Below are 18,952 nucleotides of genomic sequence, written 5' to 3'. Positions count from 1 at the left end.
CGGTTCTGGCTCTTCTACGGTTCTTGCATGTTTGATCGTCCCACGAAATGAAGAGCGTCCTGCAATAAACGAGCAATGAATGCAGCCAGATGCAATCTATGCGATTTGTGGCATTAACGACATTCCAAGCCGCCGGGCCATGGGTTTCCATCTGATGGTCGTCGATGACGAGGGCGGTCACCGGCCGTGGTCTATCGTTGTAGTGCGGTGGGGCAAGCAGGTGTTTGGTTATGCCAATAAATGCCCGCACAACAGCGTCAATCTGGACTGGAACTGGAACGAATTCCTGGATCCATACGGCATCCGGCTGATGTGCGGCAAGCACGGATCGACCTTCGAGCTCGCCACGGGACGGTGCGTCGAAGGTCCATGTAAGGGGGGCGCGCTCACGCCGATCGCGTTGACGGTTCTGGATGGTGATATCTGTGTCGTCGGTATGCCTCTTGTCGAAGACGATGCGCTTCCCAACGAATGAAGGCTGCGTTCAGACCGGCCGGTTTTCGTTACGGTTTTTCACGGGTTCCATCCTCTTGAGCCCGTCTTCGTACGAGATCTCGTCATAGGATAGCTCAAGATCGGACAGCTCGATGTCGTTTGCCGCATCGAGCAGGTAATCAAGCTTGCCGCCCGCATCGAGCTTCTTGATGTCGTCCTTGCTGACTCCGACCAGGTCCATCATCTCCTTCCAAACGGTGGATTCATCACACGGTAAGACGTGGAAGGTAATATCACCGAGCTTGATTCGGTATTTCGCCAGCAAATCTATGTTGTTGCAGAATATGAAATAGCTGCCATTCGGGCTTAAGGCGCCGTCAAGGACGGCTGCGACGTCAGCCAGATACGCGAAGGAATGCAGATACCCTGCCAGCACCGGAATAGTGCCTTCCTGCGCGATCGTTAGAACCTGCTCGATGGAATAGTCCGGCGGTCGCTTCTCGTCGGCGACCTGGGTCTGGAATTTCAGTGCGACATCGCCGCGAAAGCCGAACCGGCCCGGCTTGGTGGTCCCGCCTTTGAGTACGGCATTGAGCAGGCGCCCCTCCTTCTCAAGTCTGCCGAGTGCGGTGTTTTCGATTGCAGTCATTAAAATCGTCCTCGATCTAAGCTCCTCACCGACGACTTGGCCGGTGCGAATGCAATGCAAAATGCTTGCCGTCGCATGCGTGGCGGCCTTCGGCGTATCTTAGATAAGAAAGGCGTAAGTGGGCTGCGATTGCCTCAAGTAGCTTTGAAAGAAACCCGACACGAGTTCAAAAGCCAACAGGTGCGATCCGGAAAGGTAAGCATCATCAAGCGTCCTCTCGCTGGCACATGACTTGCCCTTCAGCAGGCAAAGCTAAGCAGTTGAGAGAGGCCATGATCAAGCTAACGGATAGCGCAGTGAATGCGGTCAGGGGCGCAATGTCGTCATCGGCGCAGCCAGCAAGCGGGTTGCGCATTATGGTCGAGGCAGGCGGCTGCAACGGACTCAAATACATGATGGGTCTGGCCGAGGAGCCGAAGCCTGACGACACGGTGATCGAGTGTGACGGTGTGAAGGTGTTTGTCCACAACAAGAGCCATGACCATCTGGTCGGCACAACCATCGATTTCGTGATGGCGCTGGAGAGCCCAGGCTTCACTTTTAATAACCCAAACGCCACTTCGAGCTGCTCCTGCGGCAAATCGTTCAGCTGATAAGAAAAGGCGTCAAAACATGCTGGCGGAACCCGAACAACTGAGGCAATTGACGGCGATCTCGGCCGGCCGAGCGGGACGCATCCCCGCTGTAATTGAGGAGATCCGTGCGAATCTGCAACGCAGTGGCGCCGACTATCAGTTGATTGGAATTGATTGCAGCAAGATCATGGTAGGCGCAACCCGTGCCTGCGCGCTCTTTAAGCTCTTGAGGATGACGCTGGAAGGCGTTCAAGTGCAGCTGGCCGACAGGCTCGTCGAATTCGTCCGCCTGATCACGGTTGTTGTTGCAGGTAAGACGCGGGATTGAATGGGGATCAAATGCCGGTTTATCTAGACAACAATGCGACGACGCGGACCGATCCATCCGTCGTGCAAGCCATGTTGCCGTTCTTTACCGAGCAGTTCGGAAATGCCTCCTCGGCCCACGCCTTTGGCGGCGAGGCCGCGGCCGCGCTGAAGCAGGCGCGGCGTAGCTTGCAGGCTTTGCTAGGGAATGCCTACGATCATGAAATCGTTTTTACCTCCGGTGGAACCGAGGCCAATAATGCCGCCATTCTTTCTGCGCTTGCCACCCAAGATGGTCGCGACGAGATTGTCACGACCTCGGTTGAGCATTCCGCCGTGCTTGCGCTGGTCGAGCAACTGGCGACAAGAGGTGTCAAGACGCATATCATACCCGTAGATGCCCACGGCTGGCTTGACGTCGAGGCCTTTCGCTGCGCGCTCGGGCCACGCACAGCGATCGCCTCGATTATGTGGGCGAACAACGAGACCGGCACCATTTTTCCCGTGGAGTTTTTAGCCGGCTTGGCACGTGAGGCGGGCGCACTGTTCCATACCGATGCGGTCCAGGCCATAGGCAAGCTGCGCGTCGACCTAAGGGACAGTGCGATCGATATGTTGTCGCTGTCCGCACACAAATTGCACGGTCCCAAAGGAATGGGCGCGCTCTACCTGCGCAAAGGGACAAAATTCCGACCCCTGATCTGGGGCGGATCACAGGAAAGGCGGCGCCGCGGCGGAACGGAAAATATTCCCGGCATCGTCGGTCTTGGAAGGGCTGCGGAGCTTGCTGTGGAGCGGCTCGAGCCGGAGCGCGTTCGCATTGGTGCATTGCGCGACCGTCTGGAGCAGGGGATCTTACATAATGGCGAATGCTTTGCGCTCGGCGATGTCAACAACCGGTTAGCGAACACAGCCAATATCGCTTTCGATCATCTCGAAGGCGAAGCAGTCGTCCATCATCTCGATCGTGCGGGCATTGCCGTGTCGCTCGGATCAGCCTGCAGCTCCGGCTCAATGGTGCCGTCGCACGTTCTGCGCGCCATGCAGGTGCCGGCGTGGAGGATGCGCGGCGCGGTGCGCTTTTCTCTCTCGCGTGAAACCACCGTCGCGGAGGTTGACGAGGTCGTGTGCGCTCTGTCAGAAATTGTTGCTCGCTTGCGTGCCACCTCGCGGGAGTCTGGCGCTCCGCCCAGCTATGCGTCACAGTCGAGGGAGTTGAGCTTGTGAAAATCATGATCCGCCGCTCGTCAGACGCGGGCCTGTCGATCTACGTGCCAAAAAAGGATCTCGAAGAGCCGATCGTGGAATCTGAGTACGAGTCGCTCTGGGGCGGCTGGATCAAGATAGCTAATGGCTGGGTGCTCGATTTACCCGAGATGGCGAGCGACACACCATTGCCGATCACAATCAATGCCAAAAAACGGGGCGAGAACGGGAAAGATCCATGAACATGAGCCCAATCTTCTACATCGGCATTGGAGAGAATTGCTAATATCGTTTCGCTGACCTGCTTGGCCAGGAGGTCGATAGTATCGTTGCCGGGCTTCGGTGTCTCGATCTCGATTCCGATCAGTGCCTCGACATATTGCAGCCAGAGATCAGGAAGCTCTTGGCGGCTGCTCGCTATGGCAGCATCGTGGTTCAGTTGCCGGACGCCATCAAGGAAGGCGGACCGAACGGAGCTTTCTTGCTCTCGCTTCAACTATCGCTATTGCGAAGCAATGCGGCGAAGATCATCAGGCGCTCCTGCCGATACCACGATACAATCGTCGATCCGAGCGTCTTCTCAATGCAACGAGCGCCGTGTTCAGCTCAAGCAAGGCCTGACACCGATTTGGCTCGCTCGCGCGTTGGGGATAATGCTCATCAATTAACGGCGCTGTGACCGTCGGATCGCCAGAAGTATCGACCCATTTGTGGCCGGCAGCAGCGCGCAAAACCACGCAGATAGAGCAAGGATCCCGGCGCCTAGCGCGAGTATGAATGCACCATCCACGGATCTCTGTGTCTGAATCACGACGTGCCTGCCGCATTTCCAACATGCGCTTCGTTGCTATTCTAGTATCAATATCGATCATTACCGCTGACTGTTTAAGTAGGGCTGCAACGTCACCGTTTCCGCTATGGCATGTGAGTTGCTACTCCCCTCATGAGGCGTTCTCAGGATTGGTCTTGGAAGGCCGATGATGCCTGCACGGGGAGATGAAAATGAACGCGGTCGTTGGGCACGGCAGATATGTCGAAGGTTCATTGGACAAGATGATGCGGCCCACCGCCGAGCACAGGGGCTGCGGCACGTCGGTCAACACAGGCCAGGCGAGCTGCCGCTCACGGGCGGCCCACGGCGAACTGCCGGCCGAGATTTGGGAAAAGGTGAAGAAGCATCCCTGCTACAGCGAAGGGGCACATCATCACTACGCCCGTATGCATGTCGCGGTGGCTCCGGCCTGCAACATCCAGTGCAACTACTGCAACCGCAAATATGATTGCGCCAATGAATCGCGTCCGGGCGTGGTGAGCGAGAAGCTTACCCCCGAGCAGGCGGTGAAAAAAGTGCTCGCGGTCGCGACCATCATTCCGCAGACGACTGTGCTTGGCATCGCTGGTCCCGGCGATCCGTTGGCCAATCCAGAAAAAACATTCAAGACGTTCGACCTGGTCGCCAAGGCGGCTCCCGACATCAAGCTGTGTCTGTCGACCAACGGATTGGCCCTGCCGGACTATGTTGACACCATCGCCAAGTCCAAGATCGAGCACGTCACCATCACCATTAACACGATCGATCCCGAAATCGGCGCAAAGATCTATCCGTGGATCTTCTTCAGCCACAGGCGCTACGTTGGCATCGACGCGGCAAGGATACTCACCGATCGTCAGCTACAGGGTCTCGAGATGCTTAGCGAGCGGGGTATCCTATGCAAGGTCAACTCGGTAATGATCCCGCATATCAATGACCATCACCTTGTCGAGGTCAACAAGGCGGTGAAGTCGCGCGGAGCCTTCCTTCACAATATCATGCCGCTGATCTCGGCGCCCGAGTACGGCACAGTATTCGGCCTCAACGGTCAACGAGGTCCGACGGCTCAGGCACTGAAGGCACTGCAGGATGCTTGTGAGGGAGGGGTAAACATGATGCGGCATTGCCGTCAGTGCCGCGCCGATGCGGTGGGTCTGGTCGGAGCGGATCGCGGAAGCGAGTTCAACATCGACCGAGTCATGAAAATGGATGTCAAATATGACCCCGAGATGCGCAAAGCTTATCAAGAAAAGGTAGAGGCTGAGCGTGCCGCCAAAGTCGCGGCCAGCCGAGAGGGCCTAGCGGAGTTCGCCGGCGAGATGAGCGAAATCACCGTTCTGGTCGCGGTTGCAACCAAAGGCTCGGGGCTGATCAACGAGCACTTTGGACATGCAAAAGAGTTTCAGGTGTACGAAATTTCCACATCCGGCGCCAAATTCGTCGGCCACCGGCGCGTGGATGTCTACTGCCAGGGCGGCTATGGCGAGGGGGGTAGGCTTTCGACCATCATCCGAAGCGTAAATGACTGCCATGCGGTGTTCGTGGCCAAGATCGGCGGTTGCCCGAAGAGCAATCTGATCAGGGCCGGAATCGAACCGGTCGATCGATACGCGCATGAGTTCATAGAGAAGTCGGCGATCGCTTGGTTCAGGTCCTATCTCGAGAAGGTAAAACGCGGAGAAATCCAGCATGCCCAGCGAGGTGACGCCGACATTCGGTATGGGTCCCTGATCTCTGCGGGGTAAAGGGGGCGTATGTGCCATTCAAGATCATTGCCTCGCAGTGTACGAGCTGCTCAGCCTGCGAACCGTTGTGCCCGAATGTTGCGATCTCGGAGAGCGCGGGGCGCTTCGTCATTGAACCGGCGAAATGCACCGAATGCATCGGTCATTTCGATGAGCCGCAATGTGTCGCGGCTTGTCCCGTCGACGGCACCTGCGTCATTGACACCTCCTTGCCGCGTTACCAGGCGCCATCCTAAAGAATTAGCCCATGATCAAAATGCCAAGAGCTGCTGCTGAAAGCGTCCAGAGCGTCGTACTGCGCGTTAGCGGCGCCGTAGGCGCCGAGGTTCGGGCCTTTCTCAGAAACGGCGGCTGCTCTGAATTGGCCGCTGCCCGCGAGCAGAAAGAACGCTGTGGACAATTCGTCCCGTGCAGCGCTCCAACGACGTTTCTCGACGCCGGCAGCCGCCTTCCAGGCGGTGCTGTCATCGTCGATGTGGCTGCTGCTGCTGCGCACGCCAGTCCATCATTGGTTGGACCAGGCGCTTCGCGGCGGAGCGTGACGGCGCACACCCAGGAGCACAGCTGCCGATGAACTTAACAGCCAACCCGCCGTCCGGCAGCCAGAGAGCGCTGATCTTGTCCACGCCGACCGGCGATGATCTCCCCGGCGCGACCGAGGCTCGGCTGTCGCAGGCACGGCTGTTCGATCATCTTGACGAGGTTGCAAACCAACATGTAGTCGAAGCGCGTGCGCTCACCTCGGACCGCGCCGCCGCATTGATGATCGAGGCGCGCCGCATCGCGCCGCAGCTGCTCGGTCAGCTGATGAGTGATACGGACGTCGAGTTCTGCGACATGGCGGCGCGCGATGTTCCCTATCAGTGGTTGCCAGCCGTAGTGAACGGCCCAGATGCCTCAGTGGAGTTCGAGATCGCGCGATCGCCCTTGCCAGAGGCGCCAACTGCTCTACGGCACGGCCCTCGGCAGGTTTACCTAGAAGCGGCGAGCTGCATCTCAGATATTGATTTGACAAATCGCGCCGGAGGTGAGGGCGAAGTGATGCGGGACCTCGCCTGCGATGGCTCGGGCATGCCTGCATGTCCGCTTGGGAGAGACGCATGAGCAACATCGTTCGCGACAGCGACGTCGTCGAGCTCAGCGGGCCGCCTGTCTTCAGCTTTGGCGAAAAGGTACGAGCCAATCGCACCGTCCGCAATGATGGCACCTATCCCGGCAAGCAGGTTGGCGACATTCTGGTCACGAAGGGAGAGGTGGGTTACGTCGTCTCGATCGGCACGTTCCTGCAGCAATTCTTCATTTACGGGGTCGAGTTTCTGGAAACGGGCTACCGAGTTGGCATGAAGCGCAAAGAGCTCGAGTCGGTGCACACGTGCGAGGAGACCGATGATCTGCCATTGCCGGAAGAGGCTGTGTCATGAGTGAGTTCCGCTTTTCGAAGTGTCGCTGGGGCCAGCGCGTTAAAGCCGTCGTCGACCTCATCAACGACGGCTTTTTCCCAATACGGAGCCCGAGGAGTGCTTGCTCAGCGCCGGAGCGACTGGCGAGATCATCAGGGTGGCCATCCATAACCAAGCGAACGTGCCGATATCGATTTCGGTGAACGCCTGCTCATCGGCTGTCTGGAAGAAGAGATCACAGTGCTTTGAAGGGAGGAGTTCGCGATGAATGCCGCGCTGATGAGGAAGGTAAAGACGGGGCTGATTCCTCACCCTAACGAACTCGATCGCAAGCGGATCGAGCGCGGCTTGAGTTCGCGCAAGCGTTTTCTGTATGTTTCACCGAACGTGACGCCGGTGAGGGGTGGCTATCTCATCGAGAGCGCCTGTTGCTCGCGCAATATCGATAAGGATGGCGGTCTGATTGATGTTGCCTTGATTCTTTATGATGCCGTGGGTGGGATCTGGAAGCTGTTTTGCAAGAACCACGCAAAGGGAATCTGGGAATTCTACAGCCTTTACCACCGTCTGACTTCAGCAATCGACGAATTGAACACCGATCCGGAACGTTTGTTCTGGCAATGACGAACGAACTTGACGAGCCATAAGGAGCCACGATGGCGCTCAGTGCGGAGGAATTGATCGAAATCGAGCAGCTGCTTGCGGACGATGGCGCCGATACGGGCTCCTTTGTCGAGCTGCCGCGCCGCTTCCCGCAGCTTGCCTGGGTACGTTGCGATGCGTCGGATGTAGCGGACCAGCCGTTCCGGCAGTTTCCTCATTTCGACCTGCATTTGCTAGATGGCTCGGATCACTGCGTGCGGATTACGGCCGATCCGACACGGGCGACCGGCATTGTACTGGCGAAAAGGAATTGAGGGCGGTGAGCAGCATTAAACTCGCAGCGCACCCCCTTGATTGCGCGGATGGTGTTGAGGCAAATCCATCCTTTATTCCACTGTCCGATCCCGATATCACCTTAGCCGAGCTCTCTGCCGTGGAAACATTGCTATGTTCACCGCAAATCCCCAATGGGCGGACCACTGAGGCGTTCGAGCACGCTTTCGTAGCGTATCTTGGCCGCAAATATGCCGTTGCCGTATCAAGCGACACCATCGGGCTCCTGCTTGCGCTCAAGGCGCTCGGGATCGAATCAGGGCAGGAAGTCATCGCCTCGCCCTATTCTTTTCGCGAGACGGTCCATGCCATCAGTCTCGCAGGCGTAGGGGTGGTATTTTCCGACATCGACCATTGGTCGGCAACATTGGTCCCAGCAAAAGGCCGAGGAACGCATCACGGCAAACACGCGGGCGATTGTCGCCAGCAATTCCAACGGTCATCGGGCGCCATGGTCGGAATTGCGTGCGATTGCCCAACGCTATCGGCGGGGCGATTTCCCGGTTGCGGAAAAGATCGCCGATCGCGCCCTGGCGCTGCCGTTTCACACCCATCTCACGAACGACAAGGTCGAATTTTTCGCCGAAACCACGAAAGAGGCGTCGATCAATGTGGGCGCGGGTGCAGCGATCTACTAAGATGCTGGTCATCCACGACTGAAGGAACAATAGGTTGAGTTGCGATGAGCCGCTGCCATTGCGCTAGATCAGCAACGCGATGGCGGGCCGTCTGTGGCGGCATTTGCGCGCAGATCGCCACCCCGACGAATATGGAGGAGGGCCGGATTCCACATCTTCGTCCGAAATCCCGGAAGAGAAATGCTCTCCGACAGCGATCGTGCAAAACACTGGCAAAGTAGCGAAGGCGCCGTCTCCGACCAGAGGGTCCAGGCCCGCGCCAGGGCCTCGGAACCGAGCACGTCATAAATCCAGATCCTCAGTTTCGGTTCGGGTCTTTAGGTTGACCAGTAAGGAATTGCTGTGAACTCGCAACAGGTCATTGTTCACGTCCGCTTCGCTCCGAACGGGAGGGTGGTGCAAATCAGCGAGCGCCCGGCGAAGCTCACGCCGAACTAATGGTTTGAGGTCCTTAACGCCCGTGCCAGCTCAAGCTATCGCCCGATCGCTCGTGGTCGTGGTGTTTTTCGACTGACGCGGACCGCGATCGAAACCTTCAAGCAGGAAACCACGAGGCGGGAATGAGCGAAGGTATAATCGGCAACCTGCTGAGCGATCAGATCGAGGTATTCGCCGTATGTCCCGCTGATGCTATCGAGCGGACTGGCGCCAAGGGCTTTAGTCTGTCGCGCGCGGATCGATGCTAGCGGCGAGTGCCGGCCGCTTCTAATTATTGTGGTGCGCACTTTCGGGAACGATTATTTCGGGTATGTCAACCGTTGTCCGCATGACAGTGCCTGGCTCAACATCGGCTCCGGCGAGTTTTTCTCTCCAGTTCGCTCCATTCTCAGATGCGGACGGCATGGTGCGAGATTCGAGGTCGACACTGGGGTATGCATTCGATGGGCCCTGCAACGGACAAGCGCTAGAGCCGGTCGCACTCACCGTGATAGATGGTGACGTCTGCCTGTGCGGCGTCAAGCTGCTGGCGGATGATCGGCGTGCCGACCTACTCGAGGACAGCGGCGAAACCATTGATGTTATGATCCACCCCGATTAACAGCTGCATCGCTTAGCTATTGCTCGAGTTGCCTTAGGCGTTTGGCGCCGGATAAAGCCTTGTGAGCGTTGGCGCAGGTGCGTGTCGCCGCTTTTTGAACTTGTAAGAGCAGAACGTTTTGAACCCGCAAGTTCAGTGGCACGCATCCGGATCCCGGTCATGCACCCGGCGATCTCCGTGGCACGAAGGAAGGGCTCTGGCGCTAACTCACCAAATGGACCTGGCAAGAACCGCTTCTGGCTGCCGGTGGATGACAATAGGTTCGAGAAAGAAATGCCCTCGGCGGCTGCAAGCCCACCGAGGGCACCGTCTGGGCTGGAAGAATGGGGAGACCTAGACTGACAGGACCGTTTGAGCAGAGAAATGACGATCCTGTATCCGATGTTCGCGGGACACGCAGCGCGCAACGCACGCCGAACGATCGGATGTCCGCGGGCGCCGCCGGCGTTCGTGTCTGCGCTGCAATTGCAATGCCAACCCCCTGTACATCCGACGCCCATGGCGAATTTCGTCACCTTAATCCACTGACGGCATCGCTCCAGGTCAAATGCATTAACGAGCACGTGCGCGTGGTCATTCTCATCGTTCCGCAAGATGCGGCGAGCGAATCTCGAGTTGAAGCGCTCGAAACGGTTGAGGCAAGCCGACATCGTTGTGTGGGCGGCTTTGCCGCTGCTGCCAATCAGGATTGCGGCAGGCCAGTTCTGTCGCCTCAAACGTAAGCTCGGTGATCACCTGTGCCTCGCTCGAACCCCGTCGCAATTGGGCGCTATCTTTGACGAAAACGCGGGATGAGCAGCGGCACGTGCGCGGCGCTTAGGAAGTTCTTTGGTTCGCGGTCGAACGATGCAATTAGCCGACTCCGCTGGGCAGAGCGCTCTCTTCACTGGGCCGATCGCCATACGCGCTCCTCGATAGACGGGACGCAGATCACGACGATCGCGGCTCATTCCGCGAAATGACCGTGCAAGGTCTGAACAGACCGAGCGAGTATCTTCCGTCCAATCGCAGGAGCGGACTGCGGAAAGCTGAAGCTGAAGCGTTGAACATGATGCGACGTTTGTCATGTCCGGAACAGGAGAGAACGACATTGTCGTAACCGCGGCAATGAGTGTCAGTGGCGCCGGAGGCGGGCAAGGGATCGTTGCGGAAACGAGCGTTGCGCATTGGCGTGGAAGTTGCTTGAACATGTTGGATGGTTGAGCAAATGATGCGTGAGCAGAAACGGTCGCGATTTGGGAGAAGGCGTTGAAATTGATCAAGGAGGCCGGTCAGACGCGGAGGTATCTGCTCGCGGATTTTCCGATAACAAGCACGATTAACAAGCACGATGATGTCCGCTCGCTTCGGCTGCTTTCGCGAGCACGAGTCAGCTGCTTCAATTGATCGATCCGGCGTTCAACTGAAGAATAGATTGTGCGGCAAGTACTCCGGCGTTGCCGCTTTTCAGATGAACCCCTTGATTTCAGGATAGGCGCATGAACGCAGAAACCGAATTCGAGCTTCCTCAACTTTACAGGTATCATGTCTTTGCCTGCCATACGCAGCGTCCGCCGAATCATCCGCACGGCAGCTGCGGCGCCTCGGGCGCGCAAGCCCTGTGCGATAGGATGGGCAAGGCGATCGAATCGCAAGGTCTGAACGATGTCGGCTTCACGGTGGCGGGCTGCCTCGGCTTTTGTAACTCAGGCCCTTTGATGGTCGTCTATCCCGACGGAGTCTGGTACCGCGCGACCACGCCCGAGGACGTGGACGAAATCGTAAATTCTCATCTCGTACAAGGCAAACGTGTGGACCGTCTTGTGATGGTGCTCAAGCGAAGCTAATGTCCTGATTCACAAAGTTCGCAATCGTAGATTCGCAATAGATTCGCGTCGCCGTCCCAAGGATGGAGCTGTAGCAGCGACGGAGGATCTGATGGCGGTCCAGCAACTTGCGCCCCTGGCATTGAGCGATGAAGAGCATGCCGAACTGAAGTCGCCGACGATGCAGCGGAAGACAGCGCAGGCGCTGGCTCTGAGAGCCCGGATCGTGCTGACCTGCGCGGAGGGCGGTCAGAACAAGGACGTCGCGGCCAAGCTGTGCCTGGACCGATCGACGGTAGGCAAGTGGCGGCGGCGTTTTGTGGAGCGGCGCGTGGACGGGCTGCATGACGAGCCGCGCTCCGGGGCGCCAAGTACGGTTGACGATGCCCGCATCGAAGCCGTGATCGTGAGGACGTTGGAGAGTTGCCCCGAGAACGCCACCCATTGGAGTTCTCGCGACATGGCGAAGGCCAGCGGCCTATCAGTGTCGACGGTGCAACGCATCTGGCGGGCCTTTGGGCTCCAGCCGCACCGGATAGAGATGTTCAAGCTCTCGACCGATCCGAACTTCGTGGCCAAAGTGCGCGACGTTGTGGGCCTCTACGTCTCGCCACCGGAGCACGCCAACGTTCTATGTGTGCATGAGAAGTCCCAAATCCAGGCGGTGGACTGCAGTCAGCCGATGCTGCCGATGCGTCCCGGCCAGCCGGCCCGAAGAAGCCATGACTACACGAGGCACGGCACCACATCGCTGTTCGCCGCCCTCGACATTGCTAGCGGACGGGTCATCGGCAAGTGCTATGGACGCCACCGTGCTGCTGAGTTCCGCAAGTTCCTCGACGAGATCGAAGCTGCCGTGCCGCGTGAACCGGACGTCCATCTCGTCATGGACAATTACGCCACGCACAAGACCCCCTTGATCCGAAAATGGCTGGCTAAACGGCCGCGGTGGCACGTGCACCTGACCCCGACCAGTTCGTCATGGCTCAACCAGGTCGAGCGCTTCTTCGCGCTCCTCACCGATAAGAAGATCAGGCGCAGCATCTATCGCAGCGTCGCCGCTCTCAGGGCTGACATCACTTCGTTCATCGGCCGACACAACGTCGTTTCCGATGGACCAAATCTGTCGATGACATCCTTGCTTCCATCGAACGCTTCTGCCGGTACAATGCCCCCGGCAAAACACGACCCGATGTCGCGAACTTCTGGTTCAGGACACTAGAGGCTTCGCTTAGCGCCGCTTGGTCCGGGCTATCGGGAATGCACGGCTTTCTGTTCAAAGACTGGGGTCGTTGAGCTGTACGATCGTTCTTAAGGTGACTGGGTGCCCTCACGCCTCAAGGAGGTGCGCAACAGGAGGCCATTGACCTTGTCGCTGTGGCCTTGGATTCAAAAATGTTCGGTGAGAGACGGACCGGTCAGAGTAGTGCGCTTGATCGAGTCCGATGAGGCCCGAGCGTCACCCCTTTGTAGCGCGGTCTATCCCAGAGCGACAACCGATTTGAATTGCCGCCTTTGATAAGCGGCTGGCACTCTGCAGCGTGCAAGGAGGCAGGGAGCTGAATCTAGTCGATCACTATTAGTGATGCAGGCGTTCCGCCACTTCATGCCATCAATTCGTCGCTCACAGAGCGAGCATTGTTGCGCGTGCAGTCCGGCGCTGGCGAGACGGTGCACCTTAAACTCGCCGTCGCGCTCGCATCTGAACAAGCCGATCTCTTCCCTGGAGCTTGTGCTATCGTCATAACTTGTACGTGATTCCGCCGCTGACGAGCCATGGGTCGATATTGGCGCGGCCAGATGACGGCTATCGCATTGTTTACGGTCGCCGAGTAATCCGGCCGCAGCCACAACTTCTTCACGTCGAAGTTGAGGCCCCAGTGACGGTCAAGCATGTAATCGAAGCCGAATTGGACCGCGGCGCCAAACTGGTTGCTGATGCGTACATCCGCCACCGCAAGCCCCGCGAGCGGCGTATTGGCTGCTGATTGGTTGAAGAATGCGGTGTAGTTGATGCCCGCGCCGATATAGGGCTTGAGCGGCCCGAAATCGGTGAAGTGATATTGCAGCGTCAGTGTCGGAGGCAATAGCCAGGCCTTTCCAACATCGAGCCCGTTGAGCGTGCCGCTACCGCTGATGTGATGGCTGGCCACGCCGAGAATGAGTTCGGCGGCAATGTTTTTGTGAAGAAATAGGTGATGTCGAGCTCCGGTATCACTCGATCGCTGATCGACAGGCCGGAGCTTGGTGACGACAGCGGCGGGGCTCCCGCGACGCTGACCGAGCTGCCTGCGCTGTCCGGCAAGACGCCGAGCACGCGCAGGCGGATCATCCACGGATTGAAGGGGGCGATCGGGGGCGATTTGTAATAGACCGGTGCCGGCGCCAGATCTGCAGCCTGTACCGAGATGCTGACGGAACTGAACGAGGTCGCGAGCGTGAGCAGCGATGCCGTCGTCAGAAGGGTTCTTGCTTTCATCAAGTTCTCCATTCCAAGTCCGCGCGAAGAGTCGCGCGAGAACCTCTGTCACACATCGCGGATGGAGAAGGATTTGATGCCGATCAAAATGGCTACGGCCGTAGCGCAATTAAGCAGCCAAGTTGCGTAAGCACCACGGCCGTGAAGCGTCGTGGCGCCTGTTCATCGATATTCGACTCAATATTCTGTCTGAGCCGAACTCTACTAGGAACTGGTTATCATCTTATCGATCTGATCCAAGCCAGATGAGTCATGGGGCGATGGAGGCGGTCTAGCTGCAGCGGCCTCTTACACTCCGTGAGCGCGAAAGGGTTGTGTTAACACGGAGCGCAACATGGGCTCCGCTGTGTTACAGACGAGCCACTCACACTTGCTTGTCGGCGAAAAGCGTGTCGGCAGTCCCTGAGGAGTCGGAGGGCGACAACTTCGCTCTTCGCGTCAGTTTCCGCACGATAGCATTCATCATCTCATTACATCTGGAGACAGCCTGGGGCCTTTCCTTCGTGCGGACATCTCTCGAGATCATCTTGCGTCTTCTGGCCAAGCATCGACAATACGGGCTCGTCATCGAATCCGGCGTATCTTGCACCGTCGGCGTTGATCAGCGGGCGTCGGATCAGGAGCGGATCGCGCAGCATCAACGCGAGCGCGCTCGCCGCGTCGATTTCGTCGGGATTGATATCGCCCGACTTGATACGAGGCGCGACTCGGTTGAACCAGGATGCGATCGGCTTATTGCCGAAGAAGAGGCGTAAATCCTCGGCGGTCCATCGCTCCTTCAAGATGTTCTTGGCTATCACGTCATGGCCAGCGGCCTTCAGCGCCTGCATCTGACACGCATTGGTGTCGCAGCCGGGTTTTTGATAAAAGATAATTGTCGCCATGGCCTGCTCCTTATGTAGGTACGCTGCGCTGAACGATCGGGCCGGCGACCGCCGCGTTCCAGAGTGCATTCGACCTTTTTTGAGAACCATCTCCAAGGTCAGCGGCTTTACCACCTGCCGCGGCTCATGCCGCCGACCGACTTGGCCTCCTCGAGCGTTTGCAAACGACCAAGATCCGGACATTCTGAAATTGAGCCGCTAACTCATCGATGAGCTCCTTTCGGTCTCGGAAAGAAGGCACCGAGCAGGAGTGCATTTGGCGTCAACCCATGGGTGACGCTTAAAAGGCGTCTTGGGCGGTAAGCTCGTGCGCCCCGATCTGGTTCATGCTGCATTGAATTACAGGTCGCGCGGCAGATCGAACACCACCGGCGAAACACTACCTGCAAGGTTTCGCCGCCAACCTGTATCCTCACTCTCCTCCGATCGCCGACAAGGGGCTTGCAAGAAGAGTAGCAAGATCCGTTCCACACATGATGCATCGGACAAGCGCGCCAGGCCGGCTTTTCCGATTGATTGGTTCTGGCCACTTGTTGGCTTCCTGACAGCTGCGCAGATCCTGTCAGGTCCAAAACAGCCAGGATCACGCATCGGCTCGCTGGCGTTTTTCAAAACGTAATCAGAAGCTTAATGTGCGCGGACAGGCGTTGGCATGGTGGTTGCTAATGAGCGGTAGCAACACTGAGTGAGGGCTGAGTGCACGCCGACGCTTAAGACGAGCGATGCGCTCCTTCCCTTGAACCCGTGTGCCCCGTTTCTGAACGAGAACAAGCTGGCGCGTACGAAGCGCGGAACTTTGGCAAATCGGTTGATGGAGAGCAACATGTCTTCACTGAGACAAATCGCGTTCTACGGAAAGGGTGGTATCGGCAAGTCGACCACTTCACAGAACACGCTGGCGGCGCTGGCCGAGATGGGTCAGAAAATCTTGATCGTAGGGTGCGACCCGAAGGCGGATTCGACCCGCCTGATCCTGCATGCCAAGGCGCAGGACACGATTTTGAGCCTTGCAGCGAGCGCCGGCAGCGTGGAGGACCTCGAGCTCGAGGATGTGATGAAGGTCGGCTACAAGGACATCCGCTGCGTGGAGTCCGGCGGTCCTGAGCCAGGGGTCGGCTGCGCCGGCCGCGGCGTCATCACCTCGATCAACTTCCTGGAGGAAAACGGCGCCTATGAGAACATTGACTACGTCTCTTACGACGTGCTCGGGGACGTCGTTTGCGGAGGCTTTGCGATGCCAATCCGCGAGAACAAGGCCCAGGAGATCTACATCGTCATGTCCGGGGAAATGATGGCGATGTATGCCGCAAACAACATCTCCAAGGGCATCCTGAAATACGCCAATTCCGGCGGCGTGCGGCTGGGCGGCCTGATCTGCAACGAGCGGCAAACCGATAAGGAGCTGGCACTGGCGGAGGCTCTGGCCAAGAAGCTAGGCACTCAGCTGATCTACTTCGTGCCGCGCGACAATGTGGTGCAGCATGCCGAGTTACGCCGCATGACGGTGCTGGAGTATGCGCCCGAGTCGCAGCAGGCCGATCATTATCGCAATCTCGCGAAAAAGGTTCACAACAATGGCGGCAAGGGCATCATTCCGACCCCGATCTCCATGGACGAGCTCGAGGACATGCTGATGGAGCATGGTATTATGAAGCCTGTCGACGAATCCATCGTCGGCAAGACCGCCGCCGAGCTCGCGGCCTCGTAAAGGTTGCGAGTCGCGGCCTTGTGAAGGCGCGCGACGGATGCCGGTCTCCTCACCGACCCATCCGGGAGACCGGCATTCTGACGAACGACCGTGACCAAGATGAGGATGGGGCAGGGCAAACCAGATCGTGGAATCCATCGATTCATGTCCGAAGCGCACTTTCTTCCTTTTGTGGCTGCTTGTGCCGTTGATGCGAGCAGCCGGATGCACAGAGCAATTGCAACCTACCGTCTGCTCACCGGTGTGCCTCCTGAAGATGCCGACATTGCCACTGACAGTAATTTCGATTGCCATGTCCTGGCGTCTATTCTGGCGGTTGCCTCGATGGATGGTGGCCCTCTTCCCGAGAAGGCGGGCCTGTCCGGCCACGAGCTAGCGGCCTTGCTGGAGCGGTACTTTCCCTCGGTAGGGGTCAAGCTCGTGGAGCGGCTCCTGTCGGTCGAGTGCGATGAGAGCGACGAGATCGCAATGGTGCGCGATCTTTTGCTCAAGCAGCGCTCGACGGAAGGACATATCGGTCGCTGGCTGGCCGCGATGATCGCGCGCCGCGCCATTGAGCCGGACCACCTGTGGGAAGGCTTGGGATTACGCAATCGTGCCGAACTCTCTCGGCTGCTCAGCCGCCACTTCGCGCCGCTCGCCGCGCGCAATATCAACAATATGCGCTGGAAGCGCTTTTTCTACCGCACGCTGTGCGAGGATGAAGGCCTCGTAATGTGCACGACGCCCGTCTGTACGCAATGTAACGACTTTAGCCTCTGCTTCGGCGAGGAAAGCGGCGAGAGCCGGTTGGCCGAGCGCCGGCGCGACTTTCTGTTGCAGGCGGCTCGCCCGGTTGTCCGCGGCGACTGGCCCATCTGAGTTGCCACAGGAATCTTCGAGCGCCTCGTCCGGATTTGGCGGTTCGGAGAGGGGGGGGGCTGGCTAGCGCCACTACAACGCGAGCCCATCATGTATCCAAGGCGATGCCGCGCCCAAGCGCTCCGCGACAGGTCGTGTATCCCGGCGCTCTGCAGTCGAGTTCGAATTGGGCATGGCAACAAGCAAGGTGAGGCGTCTTTTCATCGGTGCTGAGTCGTCACCGGCGAGCCCGTGGGCCGCGGTATTGTGGACGCAGCTTTCCAGGGCCAGGCTTTGGCCGTGGAGAGCAGCCGCGCGAGCTAAGGCCTGCAGCAGGATCGTGGGTGCTGCCACAACTCGTCGAACGTCGACGAACTAACCCAAGGGAGATTTTTGCAATGAGCAACTCATGCTCGCCAGCCGGGATCCTGGATCGGCTCAGCAAGGCCTCGTCGGCGGAAGAGTTCTTTTCGCTGCTAGGCGTCGATTACGAGCCGAAAATCGTCAATGTTGCGCGCCTTCATATCCTAAAGCGCATGGGACAATATTTTGTCAAGGAGCAGTTCGCCGGTGCCGCAGAGCCGGAGATCAGAGCTCGGTGCAAAGCGATGCTGGAGCAAGCCTATGCCGATTTCGTGGCATCGTCACCGATCGAGCAGCGAGTGTTCAAGGTCTTAAAGGAAGCCGTCGCAGACCCTAACAAGTCGGTGGCGTTTGTCCCGTTGAGCGCGCTGAAGTGATTTCGTGCTCCACTGCGGCGTGGTTTGTCCCACCTGGCCGGGTGACGGTGTCTTGTACAGCCTTCGTCTTCATTCAAATCAACCCCTCTGCAGCCTGACGCGAGCCGCGCTGTCGTATTCCCGACCCATGTCTGAGCTGCTGCTCGTGCCCGTGGTGTCAGGGGCCATTTTAAGTGTCTTCCAAGACGTTGCTTTCGCGCGAAATTCCATGGTTCTTTCGACTGGTACGACACTTGCTGTTGTCCTGCCGATCCCGTCTTCGATGCCGACAGATGGTGGCCGTCCGAGATGAGATTTGAAGGAGGACCTATGACATCGCTTCTACTGTCCGCCGAGCGCTGCGGCATGATCTTATGGCTCACGCCAATGCCGTTCGAAATAGCCTTTGACGCGACCGAAGCCGGCATGGACCGCGAGATGGTGGTCAATGGGTAAGTCACCCGTCCACGCTACGCCCGGAGCGGGTATGCACATGGTCGTCCGCATCGCGCAGGCCTCCGGTCATGCGCAGATCCCCATCCGCTCCATGGCCGATGGCAAGATGCGTCAAGAAACGGGGCCAACGTCGGCTCTTATGAGTCGTCGGCGCCGGAGGCAGGGCTGGGATTGCGTGTCAGGAGCGGTGGCCAGATCCCTCTGGCCGTCACAGTCAACGCGGAGCGCGGGGCCGAAAGCGAGACGCCGGTATTGCGCGATCACCGGACTGACTGACCCAAGGCTGGCAGCCGCCGGTCAGATTGACCGCGGCGGCCTGGC

20 protein-coding genes and 4 pseudogenes are annotated in these 18,952 nt (G+C 58.4%); 20 read left to right on the top strand and 4 right to left on the bottom strand.

The genetic code is table 11. The annotated features are described in order from the left end of the window. The first annotated feature begins 79 nt into the window (after positions 1-79). Entirely contained in the window at positions 80-475 is a 396-nt protein-coding gene (locus HAP47_RS35930) for a Rieske (2Fe-2S) protein (RefSeq protein WP_029084673.1), read from the top strand. A 9-nt stretch (positions 476-484) separates the two neighbouring features. On the opposite strand, the gene HAP47_RS35925 is transcribed toward HAP47_RS35930, so the two are convergent. Then, the gene (locus HAP47_RS35925; RefSeq protein WP_166073391.1) at positions 485-1,084 is read right to left on the bottom strand and encodes a hypothetical protein; all 600 of its coding nucleotides are present in this window, start codon (positions 1,082-1,084) and stop codon (positions 485-487) included. Positions 1,085-1,356: 272 nt separating this feature from the next. Here HAP47_RS35925 and HAP47_RS35920 point away from each other — a divergent pair, with 272 nt between their 5' ends. The 6 genes from HAP47_RS35920 (at position 1,357) to HAP47_RS35895 (ending at position 5,963) form a co-directional block, all read left to right on the top strand. After that, positions 1,357-1,677 carry a HesB/IscA family protein gene (locus HAP47_RS35920; protein WP_173643898.1) on the top strand — a complete coding sequence of 107 codons (321 nt, stop codon included), beginning with the start codon at positions 1,357-1,359 and terminating at the stop codon, positions 1,675-1,677. 19 nt (positions 1,678-1,696) lie between these two features. Continuing rightward, the gene (locus HAP47_RS35915; protein ID WP_173643899.1) at positions 1,697-1,987 is read left to right on the top strand and encodes a NifU family protein; all 291 of its coding nucleotides are present in this window, start codon (positions 1,697-1,699) and stop codon (positions 1,985-1,987) included. An 11-nt stretch (positions 1,988-1,998) separates the two neighbouring features. After that, positions 1,999-3,192 (top strand): cysteine desulfurase NifS, encoded by a 1,194-nt coding sequence (gene nifS / locus HAP47_RS35910; RefSeq protein WP_371821710.1) that lies wholly within the window; start codon positions 1,999-2,001, stop codon positions 3,190-3,192. Then, positions 3,189-3,413, top strand: a complete 225-nt coding sequence (nifT, locus tag HAP47_RS35905; protein ID WP_166073478.1) for a putative nitrogen fixation protein NifT — start codon at positions 3,189-3,191, stop codon at positions 3,411-3,413. Before nifS ends, nifT begins: the two co-directional genes overlap by 4 nt. A 760-nt stretch (positions 3,414-4,173) precedes the next feature. Next, positions 4,174-5,727, top strand: a complete 1,554-nt coding sequence (nifB, locus tag HAP47_RS35900) for a nitrogenase cofactor biosynthesis protein NifB (RefSeq protein ID WP_176396262.1) — start codon at positions 4,174-4,176, stop codon at positions 5,725-5,727. A gap of 11 nt (positions 5,728-5,738) precedes the next feature. Continuing rightward, a complete protein-coding gene (locus HAP47_RS35895) occupies positions 5,739-5,963 on the top strand; it encodes a 4Fe-4S binding protein (protein WP_029084666.1) in 225 nt (74 codons plus the stop codon). Here HAP47_RS35895 and HAP47_RS35890 read toward each other — a convergent pair. Then, entirely contained in the window at positions 5,960-6,223 is a 264-nt protein-coding gene (locus tag HAP47_RS35890) for a hypothetical protein (RefSeq protein WP_173643901.1), read from the bottom strand. The two genes, HAP47_RS35895 and HAP47_RS35890, sit on opposite strands and share 4 nt — an antisense overlap. 74 nt (positions 6,224-6,297) lie before the next feature. On the opposite strand from HAP47_RS35890, the gene HAP47_RS35885 reads away from it, so the two are divergent. From HAP47_RS35885 to HAP47_RS35840, 9 genes and pseudogenes are all read left to right on the top strand, one after another. Beyond that, a complete protein-coding gene (locus HAP47_RS35885; protein ID WP_173643902.1) occupies positions 6,298-6,831 on the top strand; it encodes a hypothetical protein in 534 nt (177 codons plus the stop codon). Continuing rightward, positions 6,828-7,148: a nitrogen fixation protein NifZ gene (locus HAP47_RS35880; protein ID WP_173643903.1), complete on the top strand. Its 321-nt coding sequence runs from the start codon at positions 6,828-6,830 to the stop codon at positions 7,146-7,148. The genes HAP47_RS35885 and HAP47_RS35880 overlap by 4 nt, the downstream gene beginning before the upstream one ends. A 243-nt stretch (positions 7,149-7,391) precedes the next feature. After that, positions 7,392-7,751: a DUF3024 domain-containing protein gene (locus HAP47_RS35870; protein WP_166073539.1), complete on the top strand. Its 360-nt coding sequence runs from the start codon at positions 7,392-7,394 to the stop codon at positions 7,749-7,751. Between the two features lie 32 nt (positions 7,752-7,783). Further along, a complete protein-coding gene (locus HAP47_RS35865) occupies positions 7,784-8,044 on the top strand; it encodes a hypothetical protein (RefSeq protein ID WP_173643904.1) in 261 nt (86 codons plus the stop codon). A gap of 5 nt (positions 8,045-8,049) precedes the next feature. Continuing rightward, a pseudogene (locus tag HAP47_RS41830) lies at positions 8,050-8,382 on the top strand (DegT/DnrJ/EryC1/StrS family aminotransferase); the annotation flags it as partial. Positions 8,383-8,524: 142 nt separating this feature from the next. Continuing rightward, positions 8,525-8,701, top strand: coding sequence for a hypothetical protein (locus HAP47_RS41825; RefSeq protein ID WP_371821853.1), 177 nt, complete (start codon positions 8,525-8,527; stop codon positions 8,699-8,701). Between the two features lie 560 nt (positions 8,702-9,261). Further along, positions 9,262-9,740 (top strand): annotated as a pseudogene (locus HAP47_RS35850) (Rieske (2Fe-2S) protein). Between the two features lie 1,478 nt (positions 9,741-11,218). After that, a complete protein-coding gene (locus HAP47_RS35845) occupies positions 11,219-11,566 on the top strand; it encodes a (2Fe-2S) ferredoxin domain-containing protein (RefSeq protein WP_173643905.1) in 348 nt (115 codons plus the stop codon). Positions 11,567-11,657: 91 nt separating this feature from the next. Next, a pseudogene (locus HAP47_RS35840) lies at positions 11,658-12,706 on the top strand (IS630 family transposase); the annotation flags it as partial. Between the two features lie 580 nt (positions 12,707-13,286). Here the strand turns inward: HAP47_RS35840 and HAP47_RS35835 are convergent. Together HAP47_RS35835 and HAP47_RS35830 are read right to left on the bottom strand one after the other, a co-directional pair. Then, positions 13,287-14,036, bottom strand: a pseudogene (locus tag HAP47_RS35835) (OmpW/AlkL family protein). Positions 14,037-14,494: 458 nt separating this feature from the next. Next, on the bottom strand, positions 14,495-14,908 hold the full coding sequence (locus tag HAP47_RS35830) for an ArsC/Spx/MgsR family protein (RefSeq protein ID WP_173643906.1): 414 nt from the start codon (positions 14,906-14,908) through the stop codon (positions 14,495-14,497). An 823-nt stretch (positions 14,909-15,731) separates the two neighbouring features. On the opposite strand from HAP47_RS35830, the gene nifH reads away from it, so the two are divergent. The 4 genes from nifH (at position 15,732) to HAP47_RS41420 (ending at position 18,631) form a co-directional block, all read left to right on the top strand. Next, a complete protein-coding gene (gene nifH, locus HAP47_RS35825) occupies positions 15,732-16,616 on the top strand; it encodes a nitrogenase iron protein (protein ID WP_173643907.1) in 885 nt (294 codons plus the stop codon). A 144-nt stretch (positions 16,617-16,760) separates the two neighbouring features. Next, the gene (locus tag HAP47_RS35820; RefSeq protein WP_173643908.1) at positions 16,761-17,477 is read left to right on the top strand and encodes a nitrogen fixation protein NifQ; all 717 of its coding nucleotides are present in this window, start codon (positions 16,761-16,763) and stop codon (positions 17,475-17,477) included. A 377-nt stretch (positions 17,478-17,854) separates the two neighbouring features. Continuing rightward, complete coding sequence (gene nifW / locus HAP47_RS35815; protein ID WP_173643909.1) at positions 17,855-18,196, top strand: nitrogenase stabilizing/protective protein NifW; 342 nt, start codon at positions 17,855-17,857, stop codon at positions 18,194-18,196. 309 nt (positions 18,197-18,505) lie between these two features. Next, entirely contained in the window at positions 18,506-18,631 is a 126-nt protein-coding gene (locus HAP47_RS41420; RefSeq protein ID WP_256375202.1) for a hypothetical protein, read from the top strand. The last annotated feature ends 321 nt before the right edge of the window (positions 18,632-18,952 follow it).

The sequence above is a fragment of the Bradyrhizobium sp. 41S5 genome, assembly GCF_011516665.3.
In the GTDB taxonomy this organism is placed as follows: domain Bacteria; phylum Pseudomonadota; class Alphaproteobacteria; order Rhizobiales; family Xanthobacteraceae; genus Bradyrhizobium; species Bradyrhizobium quebecense.
Note: the sequence above shows the minus strand (reverse complement) of the source record. Positions and strands in the feature narration are given on the sequence as shown.